We start from the raw sequence: 22023 nt of genomic DNA on the forward strand, positions 1-22023 counted from the left end.
GCCTCTGACTGGAACGGCGACGGCTATTCTGATTATATCCTGACCTATGTGAAGAGCAACAACGACAAGCCGCTCGTGAAGATGCTGCTTGTCGACGGCAAGTCGCTTTACGACAATATGTTGACGCGCTCTGGCGATGTGACCATGACGTATATCAACGGCAGCGAAAGCAGCATCCTCGCCACCGGCAGCAGCGTAGCCGGCGGCGCCTCCGGTGTTACGCCAGCAAACAGCATCCGTATGACGAAGGGCGACTTTGACGGCGACGGACGCGACGAGATCGCCCTCTATTACACGCTCATCCACGGCGCCGGCATCAACGAGAGCCGCGCCAACCAGCTTGAGATATACCGCGTGAATTATGATACAGAGAAGGGTTATCAGGGGAAGTGCGTCTACAACACCCAAAACATGGCGGACGGCAGCAGCCTCCTGCAGCACAACAGCGTCGGTCTTGCGGCGGGCGACATCAACGCCGACGGCAAGGACGAACTTGTCTATATCCATACCGATTCACCGAACGTTACTACCGACAAATACGCCAATGTATATATGAGCATCTGTTCGCTGAACGGCGACGTCCTGGTTCGGCACGTCGACCGCAGCTTTCAGGGTACGACGAATTTCCCCATTACAGACACGACTGCGTGGAGCTCTGTGCCCCCCATCGAGGCCAAGATAGCCGATTTTGACGGAGACGGTTTCGGTGAGCTTGTCTGGTCTACTGGCACGGGCAGCGGTGGCGTCGAGCTCAAGCTCTGGGTGCACGACTGGGATATCACACAGGGCGGCGCTATTGCAAACACGGGAAATAAGTATGAGTACAACGCAGCGGCAATAGGCTGGACGCTCAACGTGCTCTACAAGCACCACAGCCTCACGACGGGCCTCTTCAAATACCCAACAAATGGTTCCCTGGTGCGGCATCAAATCGCGCTCGCCCACATGGGCAACGGAGACAATGGTATGGCGAATATGGATGTTGCAATTCTTTCCTGGTCAAAGGACAAAGGCCTCACAGGGGAGGGATCTTTCAACTATAACAACGTCCAGATGGACGGCAACATGGGAGCCAGCGTCGCCGCCGTGGACTTATACGGCGAGAGCCTCGTGCTCGGCTCGCCGAGCGTGCTCACGGTGGAAGAGAACATCGAACTCTCCATGGTGACGCAGGCGCCGCCCAAGCATTGGGATAAGGTCTCGGCCGCGAGCAGCGACCTGTTCCCCCTAGCCGACGCAAGCGGCGACTTGACGATCGATGCTTTCGCGGTATTCGAAACTAAAGATTATTACACCGCCATGGAGTTCGAGCAAACCTTCGGTTATTCCAGCTCAACGACAAATGTCTCCGAGGGCAGTATCGGTGTCGATGCTTCCTACGCTTTGGAACATAGAGAGAATTTGATGGAAAAAGTGTTTGCGAACAATACCTCAGACGACGAGCCGCTACTGGACATTGGCATAAAGTACTCAAGAAACGAGGTCCATAAGCACACGGATAACTATTCGTCGACTATGGGCTTCGAAGTTAATTTCAAGGCTGACAGGGACGATCAGCTCTATTACCATACCAACAACTACAATATCTGCCGCTACCCGATCCTGCTGCCCAAATCGAAGCGTTATTCTACGACCTCGGACGACACGACGGGAACGGTAGTATCCCTCCAGAACTATGTACAGTATGTGGTACCTACTACGGTCAATCCGACCTTCGCGCCGACGCCGGGGCGAAACATTTCGTGGTATGAGCCGCTGCACGACAACTATAACCTCTTCACCTACCCCAAGCGGCTGAGCGACATATCAGGCTACCCGCAGGGGAAGGAGGCGAAGCTAGAAGCAGATAAATACGATCCGTGGGCCGATATCAACGGCAAAGTATTTATCAGCGGCCAGAATAATCTAATCGGCAACACAGACAATAACGACTGTCAATTCAAGTCGAGCGTATCTGGCAGCATGGAGGATTACAATTCGATTCGCCAAACACTTGGGGGACATGTTTATTTCCACCCTACCTTTGGCTTCGCTAATCGGCAGCACCTTAATATCGACCTCACCGGGGACTACTCGTGGGGTACTGACTCGACTACGACCACCGACGCTTCAAAAATGCTCAATGTGACAATGGCTTGGCCAGGCGCGGGGGCTTATACGAAGTACACGGAGGACTGGACCGCGAAGGATATGCAGTTCTACGTTGATGTCGCCTATTTCACGCAGGATGACGGCGCGATTTGCGTCGGTTACGCGGTGCCGCACCTGAAGGATGCCGAGAGCAAGATATGGGGGCCGTCCAGCCCCTACGCCACGCACCCCGATCCTGGGCTGCTGCTGCCATTCCGATGGAGTAACGACATTAAGAACAAAGGTGTGTTCCTCGGGGAGATAGAGTCCATGATCTATTACCTTATTGAGAACGAAGATAAATATTCGTCAAACCAGATGCGCGGCATAACCTTTACAAAATCTGACTCGACGGAGAACGCCGCAACCGGAACCACTGAAGACGGCCTTTCGCCAAAACTGTTGGAGAAGGAGAAGGCTTATAATGTTAAGCTGCGCGTGATCAATTACAGTTTTGTGCAAGCTGAGGACGTAACGGTGAAATTCTACTTCCAGCCGTGGAGCAACGAGAGCGGGGCACGAAATTATCCCTCCACCGACCCTGCGCGCGACGGCTATACGCCATTCGATTCAGCTAAGCTGCCGGTAATACGTGAGCGCACTACGGCCACGGACGGTTTTGACAACTGGACCAACGCCGAGGCCACCTTCAAGGCCCCCAAAACGGAGGGGCTAGGCTGGGTGCACGCCGTCCTCGAATACAACGATCAAGAGCTCAACACGAAGAACAACCATGGCTGGGTGCTTGTCGGCTCTTATGATCCGGAGCTCTTCCATGGGGCCGCGGCGAGCAATACCGTTTCCGCTTCCTCGGCTGCGGCGCAGGCTTCGCTGCCGGCCGCTGAGCGTCCAAATATCAAGGTCAAAGAGGTCAAGGTATATGAGATAAAGCGCGACGCCAGCGGCAACATCAGCTACGAGGAGACGAAGCTAGACGAAAAGGCGCGCTACAAGCAGCTGCGGGTTGACGCCACTGTGGGCTTCATCGGAGGAAAGATCATCAGGGGCGGCAAAGAGCGGCAGATATCCTGTGTGCCGGCGCTGCGCTGCGCCCTCTTTGCCGGTAAGGGTAAAGATGCTACCGCGATCCTCGGAGGCTCCCAGCGGCCGGTGATGAAACAGGGCCAAGACTACACCTTCAGTTTCGTATACGACCCGTCACAGTGTCCGCCGGATAGCGGCGTGTCGGTACGAGCTTTTTCGCCCTATCTCTCTCGCTCCGAGCAGGGCGATCTTACCAGCCAGTCGGAAGAGTTATGGAGGCCGCTTGACTCCTCCAGCGGCTCCGGCTGCAACGCCGGGTTCGCGGTGCTGTCGCTTCTGGCTCTGCTGCCTCTGATGCTGAAGAAGAAAAGGTAATATAGCTATAAAACGGGGAGGCGTTCGCGCCTCCCCGTTTTATGAAGTATCTCTGCACTATCGCGTTCGGAGGAAAAGTGTGCTGTTTTCCAAAAGCGCTTTCGCGTGTTCGAGCGCTTCGCGCGACGATTCGTCGCCGGAGAGCATTCTTGCTATCTCTTTTTCGCGCGCCTCTCCCGTTACCTCGTTTATCGTGGTGTTTTCCTCTTCGCGTTTTACTACGTAATGCTGGTCGGCCATTGCCGCTATCGTCGCCTGATGCGTTATCAGTATCGTGCGGCAGCGGCGTGACAAATGGCGCAGCTTGTATCCGGCAAAGAGCGCCGTTTTTCCGCCAAGGCCCGCCTCTACTTCGTCAAAGACTAATGTTCCGGGCAGTTTGTCGTTGCCTACAGAAAGCTGCAATGCAATCAATATTCTTGAAAGCTCGCCGCCAGAGGCGTTTTTGCCGACGGGAAGCGGCCTCTGGTCGGGAAGGGCGAGCGTGAAGAGGGCGTTTTCCGCGCCTGTTGCGCGCATTTTGTCCAGCTCCTCTATTTCGATGTTGAAATGAGCGTATTCCATGCCAAGCCCGGCAAGCTCATCGTTCACCTTTGCAGAGAGTACGCGGGCCGCCTCTTTTCGGAGCGCGCGCACCTCGATGGCAAGCGAAGATATTTCGCGGCGCAGCCTGCGCGCCCTCTCTTCGAGTTCGTCAAGTTCCGCACGGCTTGCGCTCATCCACGCAAGCTCGCTCTCGGCCTCTTTTGCGAAATCAAGCAGCGCCTCGGTGGAGTTTATGTTCAGCGAACGCTTCATTTTTCTGAGAAGCCCTATTTTCTTTTCAAGCCGTTCCGTCGCCGCCTCCGAATCCTCTTCCGAGGCGCGCTCGCGGCAGGCCTGGGCTATGAGGTTTGAAAGCTCCTGCGCTCCGCTCAGCGTTTTTTCTATCGTTTCACGCCAGGGGCCTTCGTCGTCGGACGCAAAGGCGTACAGGCTTTTTGCGGCGGCCTCTAGCTGGTCCAACAGGCCGCCCTCGGAGTTGGTCATCCTCTCGGAAAGCAGTTTGAGCGCCCTGTAGTCGGACTCAGCCTTTTCTATCGCGGCCAGTTCTTTTTCCCATTCTTTGTCGCTCTCTGGCTTCAGTTCAAGCGCCTTTATCTGCCTTATTACGGCGGGCGCCTCTTCAAATCGGCTTTCGCTCTCTCTGCGTCTTTTTTTATGCGCCATTATTTCTCGCTCCGTGGCAAGAGCTGTGGCGAAGGTGGTTTCTAGTTTGTTCAGGGCAGTCTTTAGGTTTGTCCCGCCGCATGAATCTACAAGTTCGAGCTGTTTTGTCGGTTCAAGCAGCCCGAGCTGCGCAAACTGGCTCTGTATAACTATGTTCGGCTCCATCGCGCAAATGAGCGTCGAAAGCGGCACCGTCTGTTCCTGGAGCGCACACCGGCCTTTGCCGCTGCGGGAGAAGCTCCTTTTTGCTATCAGCGCGCCCTCTTGAGGCTGGTATTTTTCAAAGAGGCCTGGTATATCTTCGGAGCTCATTACGGCCTGTACTTCGCAGCTGTCGTTTAGGGTGTGGATGTGGTTGAGCTGGGCGCGGCGTCCCGCAATAAATTCAAGCGCGCGGACGAGGCTGCTTTTGCCTGTCCCGCTTTCTCCTGTTATTACGATGAAATCTCCCGAAAAGGTGAGCCTGGCCTCAACGATGCCGCCGACTCCGCGAATGTCGAGCTCCTCTATCAAACCTCTTCCCCTGCCTCTCTTATGCCGTTGAAGCCCCAGCGAAGCTTTTCCCTCAAAAGGTCGTAATAGCTGCGCCCGTTGAGCTGTATCGTCTCTACGTATATCTCTTTGTCGAGCGTCACCTGCAGTTCGTCGCCCGGCAGCAGTTCGTAGCCGAGCTGGCCGTCCTGCGTGAGGATGAGGCTGCGCGTCTCTCCGCGCGGTATGACGAGCGCCGTGTCCGTGTCGCTGAGTATGACGGGCCTTGCGTAGAGGGTGTGCGCGCATATTGGCGCCATTATCATGCAGGGCACGTGAGGCGGCACGATGGGGCCTCCAGCGGAGAGCGCGTACGCCGTGGAGCCTGTCGGCGTCGATAAAATTAGGCCGTCCGCTAAAAAGAGCGACATTGTCTCCGTGCCGACTTTGACCTCAAGATCTATCACGCGCGCAAGGCTGCCCTTTGAGACTACGAGGTCGTTGAGCGCGTGCAGCTCGTGCACGATTCGTCCCGCGCGCATCACCTGTCCTTTGAGCAGCCGGCGGAGCTGCAGCGTGTATTTGCCCTCCAGGATGCCTTCGATGTCGCTTTCCGCGGAATTGGGGCTGCCGATTGCAAGAAAGCCCAGCCTGCCCAGGTTTATGCCGTAGAGCGGAATGGAGCTGCCGAAGGTGTAGCGCGCGGCGCGCAGAAAGGTGCCGTCGCCGCCGAGTATCACAGCGAATGAGGCCTCTTTCCTCCACTCTTCGTCGGTGACGCCGGGAAGCGAGATGGCGGAGGCTTCATGCGGCGGCAGGAGAAACTTCACGCCATGCTTTCTGCCCCACTTCCAAAGACGCCAGGCCATCTCTATGGCCTCCGGTTTCTGCGTGTTGAAGAGAAGTCCGACCTTTTTTTCGTTTTTTATCTCCGTTGCGTGCGTGCCGTCCATTTTTTCAGCTCCTTGACTATTATGGATGGGCCGAGGCGTTTTTATGCGCCTCTTCCACGATCATTTCAAAATCCGGCGGTAACGGCCGTTCGTTCCCGTTCAAATGTTTCAGCAGAAAGAGAAATTCTATGTTCCCCTCAGGCCCGCGAATTGGGGAATAATCGGCCGCCTCAAGCGACAGGCTCGTCTCTTTTTCAATGAAATCGGCAGTCTCGCGAAGGATGGCCGCGTGCAGCGCCGGGTCTGTGATGACCCCGTGACCGACGCGTTCTCTTCCGGCCTCAAACTGCGGCTTGACGAGTATGACGATGAGGCCGTCGTCCGCAAGAAGGCTTTCCATTGTTGGAAGAAGCAGTTTTACTGAGATAAAAGAGGCGTCGGAGACGACTATATCCGCCTTTTGACCCTCTATCATATCCAGCGTGAGGTTTCTTGCGTTCGTGCGCTCCATCACGGCGACGCGGCTGTCGCTGCGCAGCTTCCAAGCAAGCTGTCCATAGCCTACGTCTACGGCATAGATTTTTGCTGCTCCGTTTGCTATAAGCACCTCGGTAAAGCCGCCGGTAGACGCTCCTATGTCGATGCAGCGTCTGCCTGAGACCGCAAGCGAAAAGGCCTCGACCGCCTTAAGGAGTTTGTATGCGCCGCGGCTCACCCATTCTTTTTCAGGGGCGTCTATCTTTATATCCGCGTCGGGAGGCACCATTGAGGCGGCCTTTTGCGCGGACGCGCCGTTTACCATGACGCGCCCCTCTTCGATGTAATTCTGGGCCGCGGTGCGTGACGCGGCCAGTCCTTTGTCAAAAATCAATTTATCAAGCCTGATCAGTTTCGTCTTCATCTATCGCTCCAGGCGGCCATGATCGCCGCCGTTTTTTTCGGCGGCGCATATCTTTACAATATTGTCTGCGGTGAGGCCGCACTCTTCCCATTGCTGCGCGCGCGTGGCGTGGGAGATGAAATAGTCGGGGACGCCAAGCGTATGCACCGCGCCGCAGCAGCCGTTCTCCTTCATGAAGACGGCGATGGCCTCTCCCGCGCCGCCTTTTATCACGCCCTCTTCGGCGGTGACTACGAGCGAATGTGACGCAAGAATATCTTTTAGCCCTTCAAAGTCTATCGGCTTCAGGAATCTGAGGTCAACGACCGTGGCCGATACCGAAAGTTTCTCGCGGAGTTCGTCGGCCGCCCTAAGCATCAAAGCGACTGTGCTGCCGCAGCCGACAAGACAGATTTCCGCGCCGCGCCTTAGAACCTCTGCTCGGCCCCATGGAGCGGGCGCGCCGTTTTCTTCGCGCGCCGTGGAAAGCGGCGCGTTTCCGCGCGGATATCTCACCGCCATGGGTATGCCGCGGCGTTTCCATTCCTTTACGAAAAAGGCGAGATCCGCCGCGTCGCGCGGGGCGGCTATCGTCATTTCCGGGACGGAGCGCAGCCACGCGATGTCGAGCACGCCGTGATGCGTCTCTCCGTCCTCGCCGACCAAGCCGGCCCGGTCTATTCCAAGTAATACGGGCAGTTTTGGAAGGCATATATCATGAACTATCTGGTCTGCTGCGCGCTGGAGGAAGGTCGAGTAAATGCAGACGACCGGCTTCATGCCGGCTGCTGCAAGTCCCGCCGCGAATATCAAAAGGTGTTCCTCCGCGATGCCCGCGTCAAAAAAACGTTTAGGGTATGTTTTGGCAAAGCCGCTTAATTTGGTGCCGTCCTTCATGGCGGCCGTGCAGGCGATGATGTGCGCGTCTTCGCGCGCCATTTCGCAGAGCAGATTTGACATTGCCGCGCTCCAGCTTATTGAGGAGCCGCAAGCTGTCTGCCCCGCCGCGTCAAGCGGCGTGTTCGGCCCGATGCCGTGAAAGAAGGAGGGGCTTGCCTCGGCCTGCGGACAGCCCTTTCCCTTTTTTGTGAGGACGTGGATGAGCAGCGGTTCGTCGTAATTTTTGGCGAGCCGGAATACCTCTTCCATCTCCTGAATGTTGTGTCCGTCAAAGGGGCCCCAGTAGCTTATGTTGAGCTCTTCAAAGATGTTTGTCGGCAGAAGCAGCGATTTGAGCTTCATCTTGAATTTTTTCAGCGCGTGGCTTAGATTGTCGCCGTTTTTGACCGTTACGCACTGATTTTTTATATAGTCCTTGACCTTTTTGTAGGTCGGGTTGACGGCGAGCTTCGCAAGGTGCGAAGCCATGCCCCCGATGCGCGGGCTGATGGACATCGTGTTGTCGTTCAGTATTATGATGGTCTTTGCGCCTACGCTCGACATGGTGTTTAGCGCTTCGAAGGCGACGCCGTTCAGCAGCGCGCCGTCGCCTATGACGGCTACAACTTCGTGTTCCTCGTTTTTGAGGTCGCGCGCCTTTGCGTAGCCCATAGCGGCGGAGATGGAGGTGCTGCTGTGGCCGGTGGTAAAGAAATCATAGGGGCTTTCGTCAAGGCGCGGAAAGCCGGCTATGCCGCCCTTGGTGCGCAGCGTCGAAAAAGCCTCCCTGCGTTTGGTGAGCAGCTTGTAGGCGTAGCTCTGATGGCCTACGTCAAAGATTATTTTATCGGCGTCAGGGTTGAAGACGCGCAGCAACGCTACGGTCAGCTCCACCGTCCCGAGCGAGGAACTCAGATGGCCTCCGTTTTTCAGCGTGACGTCGATTATTTCTTTTCTAAGCTCCGCGGAAAGCTGGGTGAGCTCGTCAGAGTTCAGACCGTAAAGGCCTCTGAAATCATTCACAGATTCTAAAAGGCTCATTTGAAATACCACCTGACATAGTTAAAATATTAATGGCTCCTGTGCACTAGATAATCCGGCAGCTGCATCAGAAAATCGCCGCCGTCCAGCATCCCAGACAGAGCAGCTTTTGCCGCCTCCGACTCCGCGCGCGCCATTTCCCGGGCCTTTTCAAGTCCGTAGGCGGTCACATGAGTCAGCTTGTCCTGCTCGCTGTCCTTGCCCGGCGTCTTTCCCAACTCCTCCGCCGTGCTGGTGACATCAAGTATATCATCCACTATCTGAAAGGCGGAGCCAAGATGCAGCGCGTAGAGGCTGTACTTGTCTATTATACTCTCTTTGGAGCATCCGAGCGCCGCGCCGCTTACTACGGCGGCCTCAATGAGCGCGCCGGTCTTCAGCGCGGCGATGCTCCGCACATATTCCCTGTCGGGAACGCTGTGGTCGTTGAACATGTCCAGCACCTGTCCGCCGCATACTCCGGCTGGGCCTATGGCGCGGGAGAAGAGCCGTATCGCGGTCATTACGTTGGCGGCCTCTATTTGTTTGAGGTTTTCCAGAGGGAATATAAAGGCCTGAGCAAGAAGCGCGTCTCCGGCGAGCACCGCGAGCGTCTCGCCGAATTTCGCGTGGTTTGACGGCTTGCCGCGCCTGAGGTCGTCGTCGTCCATGCAGGGAAGGTCGTCGTGGATGAGCGTCGCAGTATGCACCATTTCAAGGCCGAGCGCCATGGGCAGCGCAAGGCGTGGCTCTACTCCGCACTGCTTGGCCGCGGCGAGGCAGAGCACTGGGCGCAGCCGTTTTCCGCCCGCGTTCAGCGAATACTCCATAGATTCGTTGAGGCTTGGGGGTACGCCTTCCGCGCGCAGAGGCGCGGTCTCTTTCAGATAGTCTTCAAAGAGCCTCCTGTAGCCTTCAAATTGGCCTTTTACCGATTCAAGCTCGATGTTATTCATGGTCTTTTTTCTCCTCCACGGGAACGTCCGTCTCCGCGCCGTCCTGCGAGAGCAGTGTTATTTTTTTCTGCGCCTCTTCTAGATATCCGCGGCATTCCCTTACAAGCGCGATGCCGCGTTCGTAGTCTAAAAGCGCCGTGTCGAGAGAGAGGGTCTCCCCCTCCATATCCTTTAAAATTTTCTCTAGTTCCGTCATCTTCGCCGTGAAGTCCATAATAAAATCTCCCTTCAAAATTTGCCGCCGTGTGGTGCGTTTTATGTTGCTTTTTTTAGATATACTATGATACAATGTCTAGGTTGATTGTTTCAAGGTAAACAAGGGGGGAAACATATGTCAAAATTCTGTGATTGCTGCGGCCGCGGGCCGGTAACAGGAAACGCCGTCAGCCACTCCAACCGTCATACGAGACGCCGCTGGCTCATAAATCTTCAGAGCGTAAGGGTAGACGTAGGCGGTGGAGAGACTCGTAAACTTCGTATCTGCACGAAGTGCCTCCGTTCCGGAAAAGTACAAAGGGCCGTTTAACGCGGCTCTTTTTTTATCATTCACTGCCGTCTTTCGGACGGCAGTTTTTTTATGCTTTTCCATTTTCGCCTTCGTCATATCAGCCGTTGCGCGCGTCGTCAAGCAGCTCCTGCGCGCCGTCCTCGTCCACAAGTATCTCGCGTGGGCGCGCGCCGTCCGCGGCTCCCACTATGCCTATCTGCTCCATCATGTCGATGAGCCTTGAGGCGCGCGAAAACCCGACGCGCAGACGCCTCTGGAGGCCGCTCGCTGAGGCTATGCCGGTGGACATTACGGTCTGAACGGCCTCGTCCAGCAGATCGTCGTCGTAGACGCCGCCCGCTCCGCAGCCTGTGTTCTCTCCGCCCTGCGCCTCTATTTCAATAAACTCCGGCTCACCGAACGTATTTGTCAAATATCTAAGCCAGTCGCCAAGAATGGCCTCGTCTATCCACGGTGACTGTATCCTCACCGGCTTTGGATGCTTCGTTGAAAGAAAGAGCATGTCTCCCTTGCCGAGCAGTTTTTCCGCGCCTGCGCAGTCGATGATAGTTCGCGAGTCTGCGTTGCTGGGCAGTGTGAAGGCGACTCTGGCGGGGATGTTTGCCTTTATCAGCCCCGTTATTATATTTACAGAGGGGCGCTGCGTTGCCAGCATCAGGTGGATGCCGGTGGCGCGCGCCATTTGCGCGAGGCGGCAGATGTACTCCTCCACCTCTTTGGCAGCGGTCATCATCAAGTCGGCAAGTTCGTCCACAACGATTACGATGTGAGGCAGTCTGTCTTTCGGCAGCACCTTTTCATTGTATCCTTCTAGGTTCCTCACTCGTATCTTTGCGAAGGTCGTGTATCTTTTTTCCATCTCCCGAATGAGCCACGCAAGAGCCTGAACAGCCTTCTTCGGGTCTGTTACGGGAGGCGTCAGAAGATGCGGCAGCTTGTCGTAGACGGCCATTTCAACGCGCTTTGGGTCTACAAGTATCATGCGCAGCTCTTCCGGGCTGCGCTTTGAGCAAAGCCCCACTATGCAGGAGTTTACGAAGACGCTCTTGCCGGAGCCGGTGGTTCCCGCAACGAGAAGATGCGGCAGCTCTTCGAGGCCTACGATTACGGAATCTCCGTTTACGGCTACGCCGAACGGAAGAGGCAGCGAGAGCTTCGTCTTTTTGAAGCAGTCGTCCTCTATTACCGTGCGAAGCGGTATCCCGCGTCTGCGCGGGTTCGGTATCTCAATGCCGACGTAGGGCTTGCCCGGGATGGGCGCCTCGATGCGCAGGCTCGGGACGGCCATAGCAAGCGCGATGTCGTTTGCGAGCGCCGCCACCTTGCTTACCTTTATTCCCGGCGCAAGCTGTATCCTAAACTGTATAACGGTAGGCCCGATAAGTATTTCGGCTAAGTGCGACTCTATGCTGAACTGTTCGAGCGTCTTTACTATTTTTTCGCCAAGCGGCGCCGCCTTTTCCTCGTCCATCTCGTCTACGTGGCTCTCCTCCGGCCCGAATATTTCTATGGGCGGCGGGAATATCCCCTGCTTCACCCTGCGTGCCGCACGTCCGTCGAGATTGAAGCTGGGGTCCTGTATGAGCGCCGGTGCGTCGTCGTCCGCAAGAGTTGACGGGTCGTTATAGTCGACCTCTTCCTCAAAAGCAAGGCCGTCCTGCGGCAGTTCTTCTTCCTGGGGGCGTCCGCCGCCGAAGCGTAGCTGCGCCGCATCCGCGTGCTCCTCTTCGTATTTGAAATAGTCTCCGCTTGCCTTGCAGGCCGCGATATTCGGCGCGTACTCCTCTTCCTCTTCGATTGCTTCTTCTTCGTATCCTTCATCGTCAGGGGCGTTTGCAAGCTCTGACGGCTCTGATTTTTTTGCCGCTCTCCTGCTTCTTTTTCCCATCTGGCTGAAAGACGGCAGAGAGATATTGGGCAGTTTTAAATATGAGAATATATGGATATTAAAGAAGAGCATGGCAAAGTAGAGAAAAAGCAGGCCTGTTATGAAGGTGCCGAGCACGCCCGTCGTCTTATAGGCGGCGGTGCTGATAGCGATGCCCGCGTCTCCCGCCGCAAGGTACGGAAAGCGCGTCAGTTCTTCGCCGCCCGTAAGCCTGTTCAGGCCAAGAAGCAGCGACGCGAGCATGAATATGAAAAATGTCCCGCACCCCTGTTTTACGAGGCCCGACATATCTTTGCGCAGTATCGTAAGCACGCTTACGTAAAGCAAAAACAGGATGGGGATTATCACGGCGCCGCCAGCCGACGAAAGCAGCGCGTGCGCGAGGAAGGCGCCGCCCTGTCCCGTCCACGGGGTGTAGAGCGCCGCTATGAGAAAGAGCAGGAAGAAAATGGTCAGCAGATTGGCTATCCTTCCGGCCCTCTGGAGATGTTGGAGTGATTCGCTGAACCGTTCTCTCATGGAGACGGAGGGTTCTTTTTGTTCCCTGCGTCTTCCCGCGCTTTTTTCTCTCATGCTTCGCTTCCCCCGACTGTGAGAGATTCAATTAGCATAGACGGCTGGCCGTCGGTCACAGGGACGCCCTGCCCTGATTTTCCGCAGACGCCCGGGTCCATGATGAGGTTGCCGCCAAGCGCCGCTATGTTCATCAGCGCCTCGGGGCCGTTGCCAGTTAGTATCGCGCCGCGCACAGGAGAGGTGACGCGCCCTTTTTCTATCAAATAGCCCTCTGTGACGTAAAAGACGAAATCGCCCGAGGTCGGGTCTACTTCGCCGCCGCCCATTTTTTTAACGTAGAGGCCGTTTTGCGCCATTGCAAGCATCTCCTCTAAACTTGCGGCCCCGGGAAGAAGGTAGGTGTTGCTCATGCGCGGCACTGGGATGTTGCGGTAAGATTCTCTGCGCCCGTTGCCCGTAAGAGGAAGGCCGTAGAGCTTATGCGAGAGCACGTCCGTCAGATACCCCTTCAATATCCCGTTTTCTATAAGCACCGTGCGCTGCGCTGGCGTGCCTTCGTCGTCAAAGCGGTAGGCGCCGTAAAGCCCTGGCATAGGCGCTTCGTCGAGCATCGTGACGCTTTCGTGCGCCACCTTTTCGCCTATGCGTCCGCGGTATACGGAATAATCTTTTTCAACGATGTCGGCCTCCAGCCCGTGTCCGCACGCTTCGTGCACGATGGTGCCCCCCGCCTCTCCCGCCATTATGACGTTCATGCGTCCGGCGGGACAAGGTTTTGCCTCAAGCATCAAAAGCGCGCGCCGCAGCGCGGTCATAGCTATTTCAAGCGGCGCGCTGCCGTGCCAGAAGCCCTCTTCGCCAAGCGACATGCACCGTCTTTCGGAGCCCGTCTGGAGCACGCCGTTTTTCTCCGCTATCACCTGCGCTGTGAACGAGGAATAGTATCTGGTGTCCTCGGCCGTCGTGCCGTCGGGTTTGATTACGACGACTCTTTTATGCGACACGGTGTATCGGTAGGAGCTTTGCCTTATAAAAGAGGATTCTTTTTTTAACCGGTCGTCCGTCTCGCGGAAAAAATCCGCCGCGGGCGGCGCTATCTGCTCCGCCGGCCCAAAAAGCGGCGCGGACGACGCCGTTATGCGAAACGGCGATCCGAAGGCAAATTCAGAGCATCTTGAAAACGAGCCAGCCACCGCCTCTTCAAGCAGGCCCGGCGCGTGCGCGTAAAAGGTGCGCCCGTTTGATATTATCCGGCTTCCAGCGCCGTCCGTAGCGGACGACGATATCTCGTCTATCTTTCCGTCCTCAAAATGTACGGAGTGTCCCTCTCCCTGCTGAAGGAAGACGTCTGCGTAGTCCGCGCCCTTTTTTAACGCCTTTTCTATGTTGTCGTGCAAAAATTGATAGTTCATTTTATCTCTCCCGTGTCAGTCGTTTCATTGCAAGAGGCAGGTTTGTCGTCCTCTTCTTCCGTTTTTTGTATTTCAAGGCCTTCGGCGCGCAGCGCGCCGACCAGCCCCATGAGGTCGCCGTAAAGTTCTTTTGGCGTGAAGATGGTGACTCGTCCCGCCTTCGCGTCGTCGGTGCGCAGAAAGCCCAGCCCCTCCGCCGCGTCTATTATCCAACTTATATAGTATATATCTTTTTGAGGCACAGTAAGGCGTACCTCGCATATTTCCGGTTTCATGATCCCGCCCGCCTCTTTTTTTCTATATTTTGCTTTGCAATATGTTCTTCGTAGGTCTTGCTGAAGAGATGATGTCCGTCGGCCGCCGCGAAGAAAAATAAATAGTCGCCCGACGTCGGATAGAGCGCGCCAAGCCAGGCGTCCTCACCGGGAACACATATAGGCGCCGGGGGAAAGCCGCTGTGTATGTATGTATTGTACGGCGATTTTATTTCAAGGTCTTTATAGGTAAGACGCCGTTTTTTTACGTTTTGCATCTCCCATGAATAGACTACGGTAGCGCAGGACTGCATCCTCATATTTTTTTCGAGGCGCTTTAAAAAAATTCCGGCAAGCACTGGGCGTTCCGCGGCTATGCGCGCCTCGCCCTCGACCATTGAGGCAAGTATCCCGCGCTCGAAGAGCCACGAACGCGACGCCTCCTTCGGCAGTTTTGTACCTACTTTTTTGTACCATTGTTCCGACGCTCTTTTTACAAACTCGGAGGCCGCCTCTTTGCCGGGCGAGATGAAATAGGTCTCGGGCAGCAGATATGCCGCGCGCAGCACTGTTTTTGCAGGGATCAGCTCAAGCACCGGAGGGTAGAAATTGGCGTCGTCCGCTAGCGCCTTTTCAAAGAGCGAGCCGCCCGCTTCGTCTGCGCCGAAAAGCTTTGCCGCTCGTTCAAAGGTCGAGCCTGGAATGAGCGTCACCTTGTTCACCACCGGCTTTGCGCGCAGCAGCTGCCGCACTACTCCAGCGGGCGAGCTTTTGCGCAGAGTGTAAAGCCCCGGCATCAGCCTGCGGTCTATACCGGCTGAGGCCATCTCGCGCGAAAGTCGCCGCGCGTCGTCCGTGACGCCCGCCTCAACTATCTGCCGCGCGGCCGCAGCCGCAGTAGCCCCGCTTGGAATGAGCACCTCATGTTTCGTCGTCCACTCGTCGGGAAGCTTGGGGTATGTATATGGTACGTAGAGGCATAAATAACAGAATGCCGAAATTGCCGTGATAAAAATAAAAAGGTCCTTCTTCGTGCCAAGCATCGACGCATCTCCTCAAGCTTAAAATCCTTGTTATTATATATTAAAAAGTGCTGACTGTGAGCGAATCAGAACAAAATCATGAAAATGAGCCGACTGTATTGACATTAAAAAATCTTAGCTGTATAAATGTAAACTAATTTAAGCTGGAGAGGGAAGGAACGCCGCGTGAAACAGATTTTGAACACATCAGCATCTTCGTCATCGTCGTCAGCCTGCGAAAGTTCATCTTTCGGCGGCTCGCAGCGCCGCTGTCCTTCTCAAAGCGAAAATCCGAATTGCTGAATCGGCAAGCCTGAGGTTATTTACGGAAGACGTTTTGAGATCGGAAGTATTCTTTCGGTCTCTTTTTTATTATTCCATTGATTTATAAGAGGGAGGTTTTATCTTTGAAAAAATATCTGCTCACTCCGGGGCCAGTCGAAGTTCCGCCAGAAGTTTTACAGGCCGCTGGCAGGCCGCTCATAAGCCACCGGTGTGAAGAGTTCTCCGAGCTTTTCAGGCGTATAGAAGAAAAGCTGCACCAGCTTTTTGAGAGCGCGTCGCCCGTGGTCATACTGCCCTCATCGGGTACAGGAGCGCTTGAATGCGCCGCCGTAAATTTTCTGAGCGAAAAAGACAAGTTCATCTCGCTCTCCTGCGGCGCCTTTGGCGACCGTTTTCGCGAGATAGCGGAACGCACCGGCGCGCGCGGCCTCTACGCTGATTTTGAGCCGGGCACCGCCCCCGACGCGGCAAGCGCGGCCCAGCTGGTTTACGACAACCCAGAGGCCGCTGCCATCCTCATTACGCACAACGAGACCTCGACCGGCGTCACCGCACAGCTTGAAGAGATAATATCCGCGCTGCCGCGCACAGAATCTTCCCCTCTTGTCATAGTGGACGGCGTGAGTTCCGTGGGCGCTATAGAATGCCTGCCGGAAAAATGGGGCGTAGACGTGCTCTGCACCGCATCGCAAAAGGGACTGATGACGCCTCCCGGGCTTGGCTTCGTCTGGCTTTCAAAGAGGGCGCTGGAAAGACTATCTTTGAGGCGCTCGCCGAGCTATTATTTTGATTTGAAGCTGCACCTTAAAAACATGACGGCCAAATCATTCGCAAACCCCTACACGCCGCCGGTATCGCTCTATTTTGCGCTTGACGCCGCGCTTGATCTGATATTGAAGGACGGAAAAGAGGCGTGGTTCTCAAAACGTAAAAAATACGCGCGCGCCTTCGCGGCGGCGCTAGAGGCGGCGGGCTTTGAGCTTTTCGTAAAGGACCCCGCGCTTCGTTCTCCGGGCCTTACGGCCTTCTTTCTGAAAGACGGGCAAAACGAGGCTTTCCGAAGCCGGCTTTCCGCGCTTGGAGTGACCACCGCCGGAGGTCAGGGCGCGCTTTCCGCTAAACTGGTGCGAGCCGCCCATTACAGCGACTGGGGCGAGCGCGAGCTTTCAGAAATAATATTTGCCATGTGCGCCGCAAACGAAACCGACGCCGCCTGCCCGCTTAAAAAGGCGCTTGATCTGTTTGGCGCGTGATTTCGTGATAATATTTTATATTTATAAAAAGAACATGACAGAGGGGACGAATATATAATATGGAACCTGATAAAAAATGGAAGATACTTGTCACGGAAAAGGTCGGCGACGCGGGCCTTGAAATATTAAAGGCGGCGCAGGACGTAGAGCTTGAGATCGAGCTGGGACTGTCCGAAGAAGAGCTGTTGGAAAAATTAAGCTGCGTTGACGCCGTTCTTACGCGCAGCGGCACCTCAATGGACGCAGCGAAAATAGCGGCCGCGCCGAACCTCAAAGTGATAGGCCGCGCGGGCGTAGGCGTCGACAACATAGACCTCCCCGCCGCCAGCCGAAGCGGCATCATCGTCATAAACGCACCGAGCGGAAACACTCTCGCCGCGACGGAGCTTACGATGGCCAATATGCTCGCAGTCGTGCGCCGCGTTCCTCAGGCCTGCACCTCCCTGCACAACGGAAAATGGGACAGAAGCCGTTTCACCGGACGTCAGTTGAGCGGAAAAAAACTGCTCATCATAGGGCTGGGCAGAATTGGCAGTGAAGTGGCAAAGCGCGCTCGCGCTTTTGGCATGGAGATAATAGCCTACGACCCGTACATCCCAAAGAAAAAGGCCGATTTGCTGCACGCTGAGCTTATGTCCGACCTTGAAGGCGCAGTCTCCCTCGCCGACGTTGTGACGATACACACGCCGCTCACAAAAGAAACGGCCAATATGATAGACGCCGACATGCTGCGCGCCTTCAAGCACGGCGCCTATTTTGTCAACTGCGCGCGCGGCGGCATAGTGGAAGAGGCGGCCGTAGCCGACGCGGTGCGCGAAGGTCGGCTTGCGGGCTTTGCCACCGACGTATATACCGCAGAACCGCTGCCGGCAAATCATCCGTTCCTTGCGGACGACATAGCCGATAAAATAGTGATAACGCCGCACATCGGCGCGAACACGGAGGAGGCGCAGGAGGAGGTCTCCCGCATCGCCGCGACAAATATGCTCCAGGTGCTTCGCGGCGAGCCGTATCTGCACGCCGTAAACCTTCCGTTCATGGAGCAGACGCTCAACGCCGACCAGCGCATGTATTTGAACCTTTCCCGCAAGATAGGAGTGCTCGCCTCAAAGCTTGCGCAGGTGCGCGGCTCCGCCGCGCATAAGTGCCGCGTCACGCTGCGCGGCTCGCTCTTCGACGACGAAGAAAAGCGCGTTGCAAACCAGCTTCGACCTTACACCATCGCGGTGCTGAAAGGAATGCTTGAAGTGAGCATCGGCTCCTCCGTCACCTACATGATAGCGCCGCTGCTTGCCAAAGACCGCCAGATATCCGTGGACGAGAGCTACGGCGAGGCCGTCACCTATAAAAATACGATAGAGGTCGAGCTTGAGACAGAAAAAGGCAGCGTCTCACTGCTTGCTACAATCACGGAAGAGGGCCGTCACCGCATCGTGCGTGTAAACGACTATTGGGTGGACTTCGTACCGACGGGCAAACTGCTCATCTTCCAGAACCACGACCGCCCCGGCGTCATAGGCAAGATAGGAAGCGTTTTGGGCGCAGCCGGCGTCAACATCGCGAACTTCGCGCTCGGCCGCAAAGAGGGCAGCGGACTTGCGCTTGGCGCGCTTGAAATAGACGGCGATACAGACGACAGGCTCATGGAAGACCTTATCAAAAACGGCGACATGGTCTGGGTGGCCGCCGTAGACTTTACAAAGGCGGGCTAAGAGATGCGGTTCTTTGTCATCAGGCACGGAGAAACGGCGTGGAATGTCGAAGGGCGCTTTCAGGGCCAGAAGGACATCCCTTTAAATGAAAAGGGACTTGCTCAGGCGAAACTTCTGGGCGAAAGGCTAGCTGGACACGCATTTTCGGCCGTCGTCACGAGCCCGCTAAAAAGAGCCTCTGTCACAGCTCTTGAAGCGAGCGCACACTGCCCAAAATGTGAATTTATCGAAGACGTCCGGCTCACGGAGATAAACCACGGGAACTGGGAGGGCGCGCTTGCCGACGAGATAGCCGAAAAATGGCCGCAAGAGCTGCGCACGTGGCACAGCTTGCCGCACCTTGTCACGATGCCCGGCGCGGGCGGAGAGTCGCTTGCCGACGTGCAGAAAAGGGCGCTGCCAGCCGTGCTGGAGATGAGCGCGAAATATGACGGAGACGTGCTGCTTGCCTCGCACGACGCCGTCATCAAGGCGCTGCTCTGCTATTGGCTCGACGCGCCGCTTTCAAGCTTTTTCAGGATACAGGTGCCGAACTGCAGCGTCACGGTCGTTGAAGTAAAAGAGGGCGCCGCTCCCAGGCTTTTGCTTATGGGAGACGCTGCGCATCTTGGTGACGCCTTTGAGCGCCCCGAACAAAAGGGATTGTAGTATAATAACGGCATAAATTAAGTTAATAAGCGAGTGATAATGATGCTGGGAGCTCTTATTGGAGACATTATTGGTTCTGTATATGAATTTTTGCCGACGAAATCCAAAGATATAGAATTTATATCGGAGAAGAGCCGTTTCACCGATGATTCTATCCTTTCCGTCGCCGTTGCCGACGCGATACTCCACGGATATGACTACGCTCCCGTCTTAAAATACTGGGGGCGCTGCTATCCAAGGGCCGGATATGGGAAGAAGTTCTATCAGTGGTGCGTATCAGACAAAGACACGTTGGGCGAGAGCTTCGGAAACGGATCTGCCATGAGGGTCTCTCCGGTCGGCTGGTCCTGCGACTCGCTCGAAGAGGTCTTGAAAGAGGCAAAAAAAAGCGCCGCGCCGAGCCACAGCCACCCCGAGGGGATAAAGGGGGCGCAGGCCGTAGCCTCTGCCGTCTATATTGCAAGAAACGGCGGCGGAAAAGCCGAGATCAAAAAATATGTGCAGGAACAGTTCGGATATGACCTGGGCCGCACAATGGACGAAATACGCCCGCACTATAAGTTTGACGCGACCTGCCCCGGAAGCGTGCCGGAGGCGCTGATAGCCTTCCTTGAGTCCGACTCGTTTGAAGACGCGGTCTGCGGCGCGGTCTCTTTAGGCGGCGACGCTGATACTCAGGCCTGCATAGCGGGAGCGGTCGCCGAAGCCTTTTACGGCACAGTCTCGAAGCGCTGGGTGGCGATGCTCAAGATACTGCTTCCTCAGGACGCCGTGCGCGTCACGGACCAGTTCAACAAAAAATTCATGGATTCAAGATACAACTTCTTCTGCTGCGGCAAAGAATCACAAGAGGGGCGCCAAGCCGCGGGCGGACTTTCCTACGACCTGATGAAGCTTGAGCCGTCAAAATGCCGCTGGTGGGTCAAGGAGCCGGGCACCGAGGATGAAGTGTGGGCCTTCGCCGTACAGGACGAAAAAAGTTCCGGCGTCTGCGTCTACTTCTCCACCGACGACCCGATAATCTTCGACAGGCTTTGCTACGCCTCTTTTGAAGACGCCTTCATCGCGCTGAACAGAAACGGCTTTGACCTGCACTTTGAAAATTACGAAGAAGGCGACAACAGAAACGTGCTGTACGAAGTGGCCGCGCCGTTTCGGAGGTTCAACATCGAAGAACACCCGATCTTCTCAACGGGCAAACACTGGATATAAATAAAAAGATAAATATAAATAAAGACCATACTCCGGCCGAAAGCGCAGCTTTCGGCCGGAGCTTTTTGCGGCGCGCCGTTCGTTTGCGATAAAACGAAGACGGCTAACGATAAGGGCCGAATTTTTTTACGAAAAAGCGCGCGCCTCTATCAAAGGGGCCGCAAATTAACGCTCCCCGCCAATTAAAACAAAGTTTTTACTGACTCCGCTATTAGAGAAAACTACCTGTGTTCTTTATATCTCTTGCTGTATAAATATAACCAGGCAATAAAACATATAACTAAACGGAGGAATCACAAATGAAGAAATTTGGAGCGGCAATTGCAGTTGTAGTCCTGACGGCAGTAGTAATGGTGGGAACGGCCATGGCGGCTGATGCGGCCACCTATCCCCTTAAGAAGATATCACCGCAGGAAGTTGCGGTCCTTATTGAAACACAGCGCCCGATAGCGATCATCGACGTTCGCTCACTGCCCGAGTTCATGACGGGACACATCCCGGCGGCAATATCCATTCCTATGGCTGTTTTGGCCGACGCTATGACCCACTCGATGATCCCCGACGAGAATAAGGTGATCATAGTCTACGGCGCAAGCGAGAAGATAAGCCAGCAGGCGGGACAGATGCTCTGCGACTTCGGCTATAAGAATGTCTATCGCCTCGTCAGCTTCGCCAACTGGAATGGCAAAGTTGAGAGCGTAAAGTAAGACAAAATATCGCACTTAATATACTAAAGCGGAAAGAGCGTCTAAAAATGGGCTTCGCCGATATGCGCGAAGCCTATTTTTTTACCGGGATATTTCCGGCAAAAAGCAGGCGGAAAGTCTCATGTGTTTTTAGGTAAAAATCTTGATTATTTATTATTAAGCTATACAATTATCCCAGATTTTAATTCTGGAGGTAATGTTATGGAACTTAAAGGAAGCAAGACGGAAAAGAACCTGTGGGAAGCTTTCGCCGGCGAATCCATGGCGCGCAACAAGTACACCTATTTCGCGTCGGCCGCTAAAAAGGCCGGCTATGAACAGATATCGGCAATCTTCCATGAGACAGCCGAGAACGAAAAAGAGCACGCGAAGCTGCATTTCAAGGCGCTTTCCGGCATAAGCTCCGATACTATCACCAACCTTCTTGCGGCCGCCGCGGGAGAAAACGAAGAATGGTCTGATATGTACCCCCGCATGGCGAAAGAGGCCCGCGAAGAGGGCTTCAACGAGCTTGCCGTAATGTTTGAGAACATAGCGAAGGTAGAGGCCGAGCACGAGAAGCGTTACAGGGCGCTTGCAAAGAACATAGAAGAGGGCACAGTATTTGCCAAAGGCGGCAAACTCTTCTGGAAGTGCCGCAACTGCGGAGCCATCTTCGAACTGGACAAGGCTCCTGAGAAGTGCCCCGTCTGCCAGCATCCGCAGTCATACTTCGAGGTTCAGTCAAAGAACTGGTAGGCAAAGACGGTCATATAAATAAAAGAGAGGCCCGGAGGCGGAAAGTTCGCCGTTCGGGCCTCCATTTGCAG

The 22023-nt window shown here is 55.3% G+C and carries 18 protein-coding genes; 8 read left to right on the forward strand and 10 right to left on the reverse strand.

Annotated elements, in window-relative coordinates; genetic code table 11:
* Positions 1 to 3489: Synerg-CTERM sorting domain-containing protein (locus RRY12_04625; protein ID MEG2183939.1), on the forward strand; the 3489-nt coding region annotated here is incomplete at its 5' end.
* Between the two features lie 57 nt (positions 3490 to 3546).
* On the opposite strand, the gene RRY12_04630 is transcribed toward RRY12_04625, so the two are convergent.
* Genes RRY12_04630 through xseB form a run of 6 tightly spaced genes read right to left on the reverse strand, consistent with a single transcriptional unit; the run spans position 3547 to position 10011 of the window.
* Positions 3547 to 5211, reverse strand: a complete 1665-nt coding sequence (locus RRY12_04630) for an AAA family ATPase (GenBank protein MEG2183940.1) — start codon at positions 5209 to 5211, stop codon at positions 3547 to 3549.
* Positions 5208 to 6122, reverse strand: a complete 915-nt coding sequence (locus RRY12_04635; GenBank protein MEG2183941.1) for an NAD(+)/NADH kinase — start codon at positions 6120 to 6122, stop codon at positions 5208 to 5210. The genes RRY12_04630 and RRY12_04635 overlap by 4 nt, the downstream gene beginning before the upstream one ends.
* 19 nt (positions 6123 to 6141) lie before the next feature.
* Positions 6142 to 6963, reverse strand: coding sequence for a TlyA family RNA methyltransferase (locus RRY12_04640; GenBank protein ID MEG2183942.1), 822 nt, complete (start codon positions 6961 to 6963; stop codon positions 6142 to 6144).
* Positions 6964 to 8862 carry a 1-deoxy-D-xylulose-5-phosphate synthase gene (gene dxs, locus RRY12_04645; GenBank protein ID MEG2183943.1) on the reverse strand — a complete coding sequence of 633 codons (1899 nt, stop codon included), beginning with the start codon at positions 8860 to 8862 and terminating at the stop codon, positions 6964 to 6966.
* Between the two features lie 29 nt (positions 8863 to 8891).
* Complete coding sequence (locus RRY12_04650; GenBank protein ID MEG2183944.1) at positions 8892 to 9797, reverse strand: polyprenyl synthetase family protein; 906 nt, start codon at positions 9795 to 9797, stop codon at positions 8892 to 8894.
* Positions 9790 to 10011: an exodeoxyribonuclease VII small subunit gene (xseB, locus tag RRY12_04655; protein MEG2183945.1), complete on the reverse strand. Its 222-nt coding sequence runs from the start codon at positions 10009 to 10011 to the stop codon at positions 9790 to 9792. Before xseB ends, RRY12_04650 begins: the two co-directional genes overlap by 8 nt.
* 117 nt (positions 10012 to 10128) lie before the next feature.
* Here xseB and rpmB point away from each other — a divergent pair, with 117 nt between their 5' ends.
* On the forward strand, positions 10129 to 10323 hold the full coding sequence (rpmB, locus tag RRY12_04660; GenBank protein MEG2183946.1) for a 50S ribosomal protein L28: 195 nt from the start codon (positions 10129 to 10131) through the stop codon (positions 10321 to 10323).
* A 79-nt stretch (positions 10324 to 10402) separates the two neighbouring features.
* Here the strand turns inward: rpmB and RRY12_04665 are convergent, their stop codons facing one another.
* The 4 genes from RRY12_04665 to mltG are packed head-to-tail and all read right to left on the reverse strand — an operon-like array spanning position 10403 to position 15418.
* Entirely contained in the window at positions 10403 to 12766 is a 2364-nt protein-coding gene (locus RRY12_04665) for a DNA translocase FtsK (protein ID MEG2183947.1), read from the reverse strand.
* Positions 12763 to 14121: a TldD/PmbA family protein gene (locus tag RRY12_04670; GenBank protein MEG2183948.1), complete on the reverse strand. Its 1359-nt coding sequence runs from the start codon at positions 14119 to 14121 to the stop codon at positions 12763 to 12765. Before RRY12_04670 ends, RRY12_04665 begins: the two co-directional genes overlap by 4 nt.
* Positions 14118 to 14396 carry a DUF4911 domain-containing protein gene (locus tag RRY12_04675; GenBank protein ID MEG2183949.1) on the reverse strand — a complete coding sequence of 93 codons (279 nt, stop codon included), beginning with the start codon at positions 14394 to 14396 and terminating at the stop codon, positions 14118 to 14120. Before RRY12_04675 ends, RRY12_04670 begins: the two co-directional genes overlap by 4 nt.
* Positions 14393 to 15418, reverse strand: coding sequence for an endolytic transglycosylase MltG (gene mltG / locus RRY12_04680; protein ID MEG2183950.1), 1026 nt, complete (start codon positions 15416 to 15418; stop codon positions 14393 to 14395). Before mltG ends, RRY12_04675 begins: the two co-directional genes overlap by 4 nt.
* A gap of 386 nt (positions 15419 to 15804) precedes the next feature.
* On the opposite strand from mltG, the gene RRY12_04685 reads away from it, so the two are divergent.
* The 6 genes from RRY12_04685 to RRY12_04710 all read left to right on the forward strand — a co-directional run bounded on the left by RRY12_04685 (position 15805) and on the right by RRY12_04710 (position 21952).
* Complete coding sequence (locus tag RRY12_04685) at positions 15805 to 16935, forward strand: alanine--glyoxylate aminotransferase family protein (GenBank protein MEG2183951.1); 1131 nt, start codon at positions 15805 to 15807, stop codon at positions 16933 to 16935.
* A gap of 59 nt (positions 16936 to 16994) precedes the next feature.
* Positions 16995 to 18647, forward strand: a complete 1653-nt coding sequence (serA, locus tag RRY12_04690; GenBank protein ID MEG2183952.1) for a phosphoglycerate dehydrogenase — start codon at positions 16995 to 16997, stop codon at positions 18645 to 18647.
* A 3-nt stretch (positions 18648 to 18650) separates the two neighbouring features.
* On the forward strand, positions 18651 to 19295 hold the full coding sequence (locus tag RRY12_04695; GenBank protein ID MEG2183953.1) for a histidine phosphatase family protein: 645 nt from the start codon (positions 18651 to 18653) through the stop codon (positions 19293 to 19295).
* Positions 19296 to 19334: 39 nt separating this feature from the next.
* Positions 19335 to 20507 carry an ADP-ribosylglycohydrolase family protein gene (locus RRY12_04700; GenBank protein ID MEG2183954.1) on the forward strand — a complete coding sequence of 391 codons (1173 nt, stop codon included), beginning with the start codon at positions 19335 to 19337 and terminating at the stop codon, positions 20505 to 20507.
* A 299-nt stretch (positions 20508 to 20806) separates the two neighbouring features.
* Entirely contained in the window at positions 20807 to 21214 is a 408-nt protein-coding gene (locus tag RRY12_04705) for a rhodanese-like domain-containing protein (protein MEG2183955.1), read from the forward strand.
* A gap of 201 nt (positions 21215 to 21415) precedes the next feature.
* A complete protein-coding gene (locus RRY12_04710; protein MEG2183956.1) occupies positions 21416 to 21952 on the forward strand; it encodes a rubrerythrin family protein in 537 nt (178 codons plus the stop codon).
* The last annotated feature ends 71 nt before the right edge of the window (positions 21953 to 22023 follow it).

The organism is Cloacibacillus sp., assembly GCA_036655895.1.
GTDB lineage: Bacteria > Synergistota > Synergistia > Synergistales > Synergistaceae > JAVVPF01.

What these genes read in the sequence shown, in the direction of transcription:
- dxs (MEG2183943.1), bottom strand. Translation starts at nt 8,862, where the DNA reads ATGAGCCTTTTAGAATCTGTGAATGATTTCAGAGGCCTTTACGGTCTG.
- RRY12_04670 (MEG2183948.1), bottom strand. Translation starts at nt 14,121, where the DNA reads ATGAACTATCAATTTTTGCACGACAACATAGAAAAGGCGTTAAAAAAG.
- mltG (MEG2183950.1), bottom strand. Translation starts at nt 15,418, where the DNA reads ATGCTTGGCACGAAGAAGGACCTTTTTATTTTTATCACGGCAATTTCG.
- RRY12_04710 (MEG2183956.1), top strand. Translation starts at nt 21,416, where the DNA reads ATGGAACTTAAAGGAAGCAAGACGGAAAAGAACCTGTGGGAAGCTTTC.
- xseB (MEG2183945.1), bottom strand. Translation starts at nt 10,011, where the DNA reads ATGGACTTCACGGCGAAGATGACGGAACTAGAGAAAATTTTAAAGGAT.
- serA (MEG2183952.1), top strand. Translation starts at nt 16,995, where the DNA reads ATGGAACCTGATAAAAAATGGAAGATACTTGTCACGGAAAAGGTCGGC.
- RRY12_04700 (MEG2183954.1), top strand. Translation starts at nt 19,335, where the DNA reads ATGATGCTGGGAGCTCTTATTGGAGACATTATTGGTTCTGTATATGAA.
- RRY12_04650 (MEG2183944.1), bottom strand. Translation starts at nt 9,797, where the DNA reads ATGAATAACATCGAGCTTGAATCGGTAAAAGGCCAATTTGAAGGCTAC.
- RRY12_04635 (MEG2183941.1), bottom strand. Translation starts at nt 6,122, where the DNA reads ATGGACGGCACGCACGCAACGGAGATAAAAAACGAAAAAAAGGTCGGA.
- RRY12_04705 (MEG2183955.1), top strand. Translation starts at nt 20,807, where the DNA reads ATGAAGAAATTTGGAGCGGCAATTGCAGTTGTAGTCCTGACGGCAGTA.
- RRY12_04675 (MEG2183949.1), bottom strand. Translation starts at nt 14,396, where the DNA reads ATGAAACCGGAAATATGCGAGGTACGCCTTACTGTGCCTCAAAAAGAT.
- RRY12_04695 (MEG2183953.1), top strand. Translation starts at nt 18,651, where the DNA reads ATGCGGTTCTTTGTCATCAGGCACGGAGAAACGGCGTGGAATGTCGAA.
- RRY12_04640 (MEG2183942.1), bottom strand. Translation starts at nt 6,963, where the DNA reads ATGAAGACGAAACTGATCAGGCTTGATAAATTGATTTTTGACAAAGGA.
- rpmB (MEG2183946.1), top strand. Translation starts at nt 10,129, where the DNA reads ATGTCAAAATTCTGTGATTGCTGCGGCCGCGGGCCGGTAACAGGAAAC.
- RRY12_04665 (MEG2183947.1), bottom strand. Translation starts at nt 12,766, where the DNA reads ATGAGAGAAAAAAGCGCGGGAAGACGCAGGGAACAAAAAGAACCCTCC.